Below are 10,844 nucleotides of genomic sequence, written 5' to 3' on the forward strand. Positions count from 1 at the left end.
GCTTATATCACTAAAATTATTTTATTTAAAATGAATGTTAATTAATATTTAACATAAAATATTATATTGATTTTTTAATGTCAATTAAGATTATTAATTGTATAGAAAGAAATAAGTTATTAATTAGTTTAAGAACTCACATGCTTTACATAAAACTTCAATAAATAAAATATATCGTTATGATAATATTTTTTTTCTTTACTAGCTTGGGTTAACTAAGTTAATTTAAAAAAAAAGAGGTTTGTAGTATGTATGAATTTAAATTTAAATATCAGCCAGTCGTGGATCTAGATGGTGATGTAATATTTTTTGAAGCTTTAATTAGAATTTATAGAGATGATCAGGTGGTGCCTTTCTTATCGTTTTATGAGGAAGTAGTTGATTGGGAATGCTTTGATTTATTTGTTATAGACTCTGTTGTTAGTGAAATGAAAAAATTGGATAGACCTCATATTGTATCTATCAACATAACGCCTAATACAATAATTTCCCCTAGATTTTTGTCTTATATTAAGTCGATACCTGAGGATTTAATAGATAGCATTATTATAGAAATCACTGAGTATCACGCTTATCCAGACTTCGATACAATAAGGAGTTCTATGATTGAGATGAAAAATATTGGACTTAGGTTTGCGCTTGATGACTTTGGTTGCATATATTCTTGTGATGAAGCTCTATATAAACTCCCTTTTGATTTAGTTAAATTAAGTGGGTTTTATATTGAAAATATTGAAACAGACAAAAACAAACAAGAATTGTTAAAGATAATAATAAATAAAATGCATAAAATATATAAATTAAATATTGTTTTTGAAAAGATAGAGAGTAACAGTGAGTTATTAACTATAAAGAAAATCATGAAGAAAATAAAATTTTCAAATTGTCTTTTCCAAGGGTTTAGTATCGAGGCTCCTTACTCTCTGACAAAAAGTAAGTTTAAATTAAATTTATCGTATCGATAAATTTAATTTACTTCCTTGTTTGTATATAAGCCTATAGCATATAAGCTACTAAGTGATAGTAATCACAATATTTAAATTTTATCTTTAAGATTAGAAGGCATAATTAATGCAGATTGTATGTAAAACTTGTATTTTTTTGTTCTCATTTTTGGTTTTATCAAGTCTAGTTAATGCCGAGGAATTAAAAAATAAATTAGATTTATCATATGTTAGTGATGACAGTATGTTATTTCCTGAAAACCCATCAATTGTATCTTTTGGTATAGGGTCACACAGAATCAAAGGAGGGAGTGCAAACGGAGCTTATATATCTGGTATTAAATCCATAGAAAATAGTGATTTTGGAATATATGGAAGAGGTGAATTAATTGTTGATGAGTATAAGACTGGGCATTTTTGGTCTTGGAACATGGCGTTAGGCGTTGGTTATTATGTATCTGAAGATTTTGTTCCAATAATGACTGTTGGGAAATGTTTCTCTAATTACTCAACATGTTATTTTAATTTAAGACACCCTACTGCTAATGATGATGATATTGATGCTCTTTATTATGGAGCAGGGGCTTACTTTAAAGATTATATTGGCGGTGGAACTTGGGAGGTAATGGCTGACTGGAGTCCGTACAAAAATTATAACGGCATGTCGATATATATCGGATATGGATTTAAATTTTAATTGGTATATATTATGAAATCTATAACATTAATCTCTATTTTTTTACTTCTTTCGTTTAATGTAAGTGCTGCGATTGAATTAGATTTACGTTTAAATATAAAAGAACCTATTTACACTGAAGATATTAACGTTTTATTTATTGAATCAATAGAAAATTCTTATAAAGTGAATGGCCAAAAGTATGTAATTGAATCAGAAAACCACCTATTTAACGCAGCGAAATATTATTATATTCCTAGTGCATCTGTATCATCTCAAGTAAAACAGAAGTTTGATAGACCCGGGCATCCATCTCCTTTTACCGAGTTCACATTAGATTTATCTGCAAGAATGAAGCTTTGGAGTAATACTACAGATGAACAAAAAGACGCAGCGTATTATAGTCTATTATCATCGAAAGAAAAATATAATGAAAATGTAAATGATGTATATGGTCGTATCAATCAAAATTTAATGAAGATAGAAACGTCTAGAGAGTTTTTAGTTAAGTCTCGTGAATATCGAAAACGTATGGATATTTTACTTAAAAAAATGGAAGTATCAGCAGGTGCTGGTATTTTGAAAAAATCAGATCGAATTTTTGCTGAAGTAACGGTTAAAAAGTTTGATGAATCAGTATTAAATGTATTATCACAGATTGAGTTATATAAAAGCCAAATTGATAACATTACACCAAGGCGTTTGTATAAAGATGATTATGGGTTAAGTAAATCGTATATGTCTTCGATGATGCATATCGAACCTGCGTTTTTTAACATTGATAATGTCATGGCTAAAAATTTTTCTATATTATCAAGAAAATCAGAGTTAATGTCAGAGAAGAAAACTGCGCAATCTAACAATGAGTATTTTAAAGTAGAATTAATAACATTACATGATATTAAAGAACATGAAAAATCAAGTTCAAAAAATGATCAAAATCAAGCGGTGTATGGATATACATATGATAATAATGGGGATTCATTCATAGGAATTCAATTTTCTTTCACAGGTTTAGATTATGGAAACTACCAATCTCAAATGAGTGAATATGAATTATATAAAAAGAAAATGATTGAGTTTGATGAGTTTATTCATGGAATAAATATTGATTTGATTACACTTAAGCAACAGTATGCACTAATTACTCAGCGTATAGATAACGTAAATAATCAAATTTTTTTAACAACCGATGTTATTAAGAATCAAATGAAAGAAATGATGGTAGATGAATCTAGTGTGCTAGATATTTTTAGAAATATTTCATCTTTGTCCGATTTAGAAATGAGTCAACTTTCAACTCAAAATGAACTAATAGATACAGTTAATAGAGTTTATGTCTTAAATTCAGTACTGCCAGGGAATTATGTTATTAACTAAATGGTTTAAAAAAATAGTTATTATACTTTTATTATCGATAATATTCTATTCTATAACAATAGTTAAATTTGATGTGATATCAGAAGGAGAAGGTGTACTATCAATTAATGATAGTAATGTGAATATATTATCACCGTCATCAGGTATTATAAAAGATATATATATAACTCGTGGAGATACAGTTAGTAATGGTACGCATCTATTAACTATAGGAAACATAGAAGATGGACATAAGAGGGAGTTATTAGATTATAATAGCGATTTTTATTCAGAGAGAGTAAGTAAGTTATCATTAGAATTAATAAATTTAAAAGAAACGTTTAAGGATGGCAAACCCCTTAGTAAAGATATAGACTCTTCAACGCTATTGAAAGTTAAAAATAAATATCGTATATATTTATTGAAAAAAAACGAGCTAGAAGATAAGGAAAGAAATTTCATTGTTAGAAATGAAAATTTTAAAAATCAGGAAACTCTTCTTCAGAATAAAAGTGATCTTATTAGAGAGTCTCTTGGAGATACAGTAAGATATTTAGATTCAAAACTAGAAGTAGAAAAGATAAAACTACAAGCATTAGAAAGTAAATTATTACTAGATGAAGCTAAAAGTCTTGTTGAGGCTGCATATCAAGATTTTGTACAATTAACATTAGATTTGGTTGGACAAACAGAAGATGAATTAAGAAAGTCTCGAGAACTTCTTACTGTTAATTTGTCTGAATTTAATACAGTAAAAGATAGGATACAATCAACAGCGATTAATTCTAATATCGATGGAACTGTTTTGTCCTTGAAAGTAGGTCTAGCAAAAGGAGTTTATATTGAGAGAAATGCTGAAATTCTGACTTTAAAAAGGAATGATGATGGAGTTTATGTTGATGCTAAATTTGATTCAAAATTTAGACCATATTTAGGTATTGGTGAAATAGCAAAAGTGAAAATTGATGCTCCAGGTATACGGGATTTCTTTTATGGAAAAATTAATGATATAAGTGTTGATTCTTTTGTTTATGATGAATATTCAAAAGAAGGAAAACGATACTATAACGTTAAGATTTCTTTTAACGACAACAAAGAAGTAATAAAAAAACTAAATGGATTATTAGGCTTGAAAACAACTGTATATATAGTTAATGATACGATGACATTTTTCGAATATATATTATCAGTATTTAATAAAAATTTGGATTTTTCTGTATGGTAGGGTTTATTGGAGCTCTTTCTTCAGCTTTATGTATATTGATTCTTGTTTTCATAACATTAATTGTTGGATATATAGATTCATTATTACCTGAGGCATCTTTTTTTAGGGTTAATGAAGCGACGTATAGATATCCAATTTCTAGTTATTATGTTACAGATGATGTACTTAAAGAGTTAGATGCCATATTAATTAATATTAATGAAGATAAAAAATTCAAAATAAATTCAATAAATGTAGGTTGTAGTTTTGGGTTTGATATTGGAGAGTCTTCAGCTAATAATATAATGGTTTATAATACAATTAAAATTAACACTGGAAAAATTCCAATTGATGCTACCATGAATAAAGATCCCATTGTGGATAAAAATAAATTAAATTATTGTTATGTAGATTTTAATGGTGTTGATTATGGGAGATGAGAATGATGATGTTATGGCTCCAATGGTTGATGCTTTAACTGGAGCTATGGCAGCAATACTGCTGGTGACTATATTTTTAATGTTGAATACAATATCTTCCGTATCAGACTCAGTTAAGGAGTATGGAAAAAATGCATTGTATAAAAATGAAGAATTGATAAATGATGTTTTTAAAAGAGAGCCTCCGACGTTAATATTAAAAGAAAATAGAGTTTATTTTTTTAAATCATATAAGTTGTCAGAAAAACAGATTTCTTTAATAAAAGAAGAATTTAAAAATAAACAACCAAATAAATTGATTATATATTCTAACAATGAAGAGGATATTGTAACCTATAACACGTTATTATTTATACAAGCTACAGGGTTAAGTAAAAATCTAGAAAATTTAAATATAATTTATTTACCGTCTAGAAATGGTAATATTACAGAGTTTGTTTGGGAGTAAGTTTTAATGAAGTATATTGGTTATATTCTTTTCTTTTCTATCTTTATATTTGTTGGTTATGTTGATAATGCAAGAGAATTTTTCTTGCAATCAGTAAGCTTAGCACCAGAAATAACGTACCTAGTTGTGTTCTTTTATTGTTATATTATTTTATTAGCTATTTTATTGGGTTTATTTCCACAGTTAGTTGAAGACCGTACCGCTGTATTTGATAGCCATTTAAAAATGGCATGTTCTGTTATGGTATCTCTAGGTTTAGTTGGTACGTTTGTGGGATTAGTTGATATGATTTCAGGGATTGGGACCGCACTATCTGGTGGTGAGACTGATTTTGCTAAAAAAATGGAGAGCTTACTTGGGGCTATATCTTCTTCACTAGGAGCAATGTCATTTGCATTTATGACGTCTATTCTAGGTGTAGGAATTTCAGCTTACTCTTTAGTCGCTGGGAATTTCGTATCTACTGCATTTGAAGAAAGAAAGAAAAAACAGAATAATAGAATGTCATTTGAAAATACAAATGAAGATGCTTATTTATTGCATAAAAAAAATAGTGAACGTATTTTTGAGCGTCTGGAATATATTGAAGAAAAAATAATTAATATAAAGTTGGATATTAATGAAACTGAAAGTGCCCCATATGCTTTATTTAATGAAATGATTAAGCAAAATGAACAGTTACTTAACTACATTAAAGATATTAATAGTCAACAAATAAAATCAAATAATGCATTAGAAAATATATTAATTGAACAAGTAAATCAGAGTGAAAATTCTAATAACTTATTGGATGTGATTAAATTAAATATAACTCATTTAGATGATATATCTAAATCCACACGTTATGCCTTAAGAGGGATTGATGAATTTCAACATAAGATTAAAAAATTATTTTATTAGACGTAATATTATTTTGGCTTTGAATAATTAAAAATTAATTTTATTAAAGTGTATTGCTTAATTGATAGTGTTCTATTTGCACTAATTTAAAGTAATAATAACTAGATATCACTCAAAAGCCACATTGTTAACATTAATAATGTGGCTTTTTATTGTTTAAATTTAGGATCTTATATGAGTAAAGTTCAGATAAATAGCGTTAATGACATTTCGATTACTGGTTTTGATATTATAGTTAAACTTCCTAATGGAGAAGTTAAAACTATTAAAAACGGTGTCACATCTCTTTTAAAAGGTGAACTTAATATATCAACACCTAATGGAAAAATTCTACCTAGAGGTGATATATTAAATAAAGTCAATCTTGAAAGTAATGCAGCTGTTTTAATCCCAGCATTGATTCATTCACAGCAAAATGAGAATAACGAAGTTAAAAATGCTGTGAAAGAAAGTATTGAACAAAATCAAGACGAGTTAAAAAAATTACAAGAACAATTGAAAGAGTTAGCTGAATTAAAGGAAAAATTAGAAGAAAAAACGAAGCAAGAAGAAGTGGAGGCTTCTGATGAAAGTAATGCTGAAGCCTTACTGATTGAAGAGCTTTTAAATCAAGCGAATCAGGCTGTAATTGCTTTATCAGGACTTAATAGTAATGAAGGAGAAGCATTAGCTGCTGACGCGAATGATAATACGAGTAAGAAAAGCTCAAATGAGCAAGACCCCCTTATAAGCAGTAGTTCTTCTTCTGGAAGTTCTCAACCAGTACCCTCTAATGAAGGTGAAACCGAAGAAAAAACAGACCTTTTTGTTGATGTAAAGCTATCGAGTCGAAGTGATAGTGGGGCTAAAGGCGATTTTATTACTAATATAAATAAGCCAACTTTTGAAGGAAAGACATTACCAGGAGCAACGATTAGCATTTCTGTTGATGGGGCTATCTATGAGTCTGTTGCTGATACTAATGGTAACGCAATCATCACATTAGCTGATGAATTGAAAGATGGTGAATATAATTTAATAATTAAAGCTCGTGATGATGCAGGTAATGAAGTTTCGATTAATCAGCTATTCATTATTGATACTATAGGACCTGAAGTATCGTTTACTTTGGATTCGGATAGTGGTACATCTGATTCTGATGGGCTTACAAATATAAATGCCCCTACATTTACAGGTAAAATTAGTGGTGACCCTAAATCGGTTTCTATTTCTGTTGGTGATATTAGTTATGTTTTGCCTGCAAAAAATGGAGAATGGTCGTTTACTTTCCCTGTGGAATTAACTGATGGTGAATATGAGTTTTCAATATCTGCTATTGATGAAGCAGGGAATGAAACTATCGTAAAACAAAAAGTTACGATTGATACTGTTAATGATTTTTCTGTCACAATTACAGACATTACTGATTCTGGAGAAAAAGGCGATTGGATTACAAATATAGAGCAACCAATCTTTCGTTTTGAACATGAAATTGGATCTACTATTCAGTTGATTTTAAATGGTGTGTCATATGATGTTGATGTTAGTTCTTCATCTCCAACTATCTTTCAACTTCCAAATGACTTGCCAGAGGGTATTCATAATATCACGTTCATATCAATCGATGCTGCGGGTAATAAATTAGAAATAAAACAAGTATTAACGATTGATTTAACCCCTCCAAACTTTTCATGGGGTGGGTTATCAGAAGAATCAAATACAGGTGACTCTTCTGATAATATTACGTCTGAAACTGAACCGACTTTTATTGGTCGAGGTGAGATTGGGGCAAATGTTTTTGTCGAAATCGACGGGGTTACTTATTCAGCTAAAGTTGGGGATAATGGACGTTGGTCTGTATCGGTAACTAATAAATTACTTGATGAGACCTATTCTATTTCAGCATATGCAATAGATATTGCAGGTAATCGCTCAGATATCATTAATTCTCAAATTATTATTGATACTATTGGGCCTCAAATTACGGGCGGTTTAGACTCGATTAGTGATAGCGGTCAGTTTAACAATGATGGCATTACTAATGCTGAAAGTATTGTTTTTAAAGGGAATACTGAACCAAATGTAAAGGTTACCTTATCTATTGTAGCATTGAATATTTCGCGTGTCGTGAACTCAGGTAATGATGGGAATTGGCAGTTTAATGTTGATGGTTTAGATGAAGGAACATATACATATTCTATTACAGCGGTTGATGCTGCTGGAAATGAGAGTGTTAATGCAGCTCAAGGTACCGTCGTTATTGATAGGACAATTGAAAATTTTTCTGCTCGTGTTAGTGAAGATTCAGACTCTGGCATTAATAATGATAGTCTTACCAATATTAAAACGCCGACGTTAACAGGTACTGGTGAGCCAGGGTCAAAAATTACGGTTAATGTTAAAAATTCTGATGGTATTATTGGTAATGTCTATGGTCCAGTAACCGTAAATCAAAATGGCTTGTGGTCTTATACAATTCCAGAAGAATTGAATGATGGTAAATATACTATTAATTTTTCCGTTGTAGATGTTGCTGGAAATATAGCATCAATAGACCTACCTATAGAAATTGACACTCAAATCACGTTAACTGCTGAGTTAGATGCTCTTTCTGATTCTGGTGATAATACAGATAATATTACTAATGTAGGCCAACCTGAATTTAAAGGGATATCTGATGCTGGGGCAACAATTCATTTAAATTTAACTCATTCTGAATCAGGCAGACAAATTGAATTAACTTCATTAGCATTAGCTAATGGGATGTGGTCTATTTCTATTCCAAAAGCACTAGCGTTAACAGAGCAAGGTGAATGGACTTGGGTTATTAGTGCAATAGATATTGCTGGAAATAAAGCTACACCAGTTAGTAATTCATTTATATTTGATAATATTTCTCCAGATGTTCAAATTAGTCTTAATTCAGATACTGGATTTGAGAGTTCGCATACAAATGATAATACTTTAAACTTTTTAATTCTTACTGAACCAAATACAAAAGTATCACTTTCTATTTTTAAAGTTGAAAACGGTATTATAAATACAACACCAGCCTATGAAACGATTGTTCCTGTGATTGTAGGCGTTAATGGACGACTTACTTATGATGTAAGTGAATTAATAGATGGTGAATATGCGTATAAGGTATTAGCAACAGATGTTGCAGGAAATCTGACAGAAACAGATTATGTATTTGTTACTATTGATACATCGGCTCCAAATTTAGGCATAATTACTCTAACTGATAGCTCGGATTCTAATGAAGTTGGTGATAATGTAACTAATAAGTCAGAATTGAGTTTTAAAGGCAATGGTACTGAAGTAGGAAGTATTATTCACATTTCAGTTACTAATAAGGTTACAGGTATAGCTGTTAGTTTGTCGCCTTCGACTTACAATGTGTCGTCGACTAACTGGGTTTATCAATTGCCAGTGGCTCTTGATGATGGCTTATATGATATTACTTTTAAAGCTGAAGATTCTGCAGGAAATTATTCACCAAATATTTCATTAGATATAACAATTGATACTATCGCCCCTCAAATTGGAGATGTAGTACTTGCGAGTAGCTCTGATACAGGCATTATTGATAATGATTTTATTACTAATGAAGATAGCCCTACTTTTATAGGTTCCGCAGAATATGGAGTAACGATTACTCTTTCTATTTATCGTGGTAATACGTTTATAAAGTCTAATACTACAAAAGTAGAGAATAAAGATGGTACATGGTCTTTAAATATAGCAGATCTACCTGATGGTCAATATCGTTGGGCTGTGTCAGCTAAGGATCTAGCGGGTAACGAAAGCCGTCTTGATAGTCAAGAGCAGTCGATAACGATAGATACCATTTATCAGGGAGCAACAGGTAAGTTGGAGGATGATTCTAACTCAGGAAATAAACTTGATAACGTTACAAATGAACAAAATGTCAAGTTAACAGGACAGGGTGAAGTTGGTTCTAGCGTTAATATTAAAGCTTTAACAGGACCTGATGGAACTACAATTGATACTTCTGGTGTGGCAACAACAACGGTTAATAGTTTAGGTGTTTGGGAATTATTATTGCCTACTTTTGCAATGAATGACGGTAGCTATAGTTGGACTGTCGAGCTTGAAGATATTGCTGGTAACCGTACTGAAGTTTCTGGTGTTATAGTACTGGATACGGAGACAACTATTGATGGGATTCTTGAATCGGATTCTGGATTATCCAATGTTGACGGTATTACTAATGATAATACTCCTACATTTTCTGGAAATGGTGAACCCGGAGGAACAGTTAGAGTTGTTATCTTTAATTCAAATGCTCAAGAAATTTCAGGCATACCAACTAGAGTCGTAGGCCGTGATGGTACATGGCGAGTGACTGTTCCAACTTCATTACAAATGGAAGGTGAATATACTTGGCATGCTGAAATAACCGATATTGCAGGAAATAAAAAATCAACTGAAGATAAAATCTTTATTTTGGATGAATCGGCCCCAATTATACTCAGTGCGGGGATTATTCTCGATAATGATGTTGGTTTTGATAGTGATCCGATTAGAACTAACAATGACCGGCCAATGTTTCAAGGACAAACATCAGAAGCAAATGGTTCTGTTGTTGTTCACTTGTATGCTGTAAACAATGGTGTTGTTAGTGGTTCTCCTACTTATTCTTCAGAGCCTGTTACTGCTAGTTCACAAGGTAATTTTATCATTGATATATCTGATGCTCTCAACGAAGGTGAATATCGTTGGGTGGTAGAAGTTACTGATATTGCAGGTAATAAAGGACAAAGTGAATTAGAAACCATTATCATCGATAAAACAGCACCGACGTTGAGTAATGTCGCTTTATCAGACGACAGTGACACCAGTTTAGTGGCTGGCAGTAATCACTCTAATG

At 30.8% G+C, this 10,844-nt stretch carries 8 protein-coding genes; all 8 read left to right on the top strand.

Annotated elements, in window-relative coordinates; translation table 11 throughout:
- Positions 1–248 precede the first annotated feature (248 nt).
- Positions 249–965, top strand: coding sequence for an EAL domain-containing protein (locus A6E04_RS14195; RefSeq protein WP_065611662.1), 717 nt, complete (start codon positions 249–251; stop codon positions 963–965).
- A gap of 106 nt (positions 966–1,071) precedes the next feature.
- Positions 1,072–1,641: a hypothetical protein gene (locus tag A6E04_RS14200; protein WP_023602573.1), complete on the top strand. Its 570-nt coding sequence runs from the start codon at positions 1,072–1,074 to the stop codon at positions 1,639–1,641.
- Between the two features lie 12 nt (positions 1,642–1,653).
- Entirely contained in the window at positions 1,654–3,000 is a 1,347-nt protein-coding gene (locus A6E04_RS14205; RefSeq protein ID WP_023602572.1) for a TolC family protein, read from the top strand.
- The gene (locus A6E04_RS14210; RefSeq protein WP_023602571.1) at positions 2,987–4,204 is read left to right on the top strand and encodes an HlyD family secretion protein; all 1,218 of its coding nucleotides are present in this window, start codon (positions 2,987–2,989) and stop codon (positions 4,202–4,204) included. The genes A6E04_RS14205 and A6E04_RS14210 overlap by 14 nt, the downstream gene beginning before the upstream one ends.
- Positions 4,198–4,623, top strand: a complete 426-nt coding sequence (locus tag A6E04_RS14215; protein ID WP_023602570.1) for a hypothetical protein — start codon at positions 4,198–4,200, stop codon at positions 4,621–4,623. Before A6E04_RS14210 ends, A6E04_RS14215 begins: the two co-directional genes overlap by 7 nt.
- Entirely contained in the window at positions 4,613–5,071 is a 459-nt protein-coding gene (locus A6E04_RS14220; protein ID WP_065611663.1) for a hypothetical protein, read from the top strand. Before A6E04_RS14215 ends, A6E04_RS14220 begins: the two co-directional genes overlap by 11 nt.
- A gap of 6 nt (positions 5,072–5,077) precedes the next feature.
- On the top strand, positions 5,078–5,971 hold the full coding sequence (locus A6E04_RS14225; protein ID WP_023602568.1) for a hypothetical protein: 894 nt from the start codon (positions 5,078–5,080) through the stop codon (positions 5,969–5,971).
- Between the two features lie 174 nt (positions 5,972–6,145).
- The coding region (locus tag A6E04_RS14230; RefSeq protein ID WP_139078834.1) for an Ig-like domain-containing protein at positions 6,146–10,844 on the top strand (4,699 nt) is incomplete at its 3' end.

Origin of the sequence: Aliivibrio logei, from assembly GCF_001691055.1 — a bacterium.
Lineage (GTDB): Bacteria > Pseudomonadota > Gammaproteobacteria > Enterobacterales > Vibrionaceae > Aliivibrio > Aliivibrio salmonicida.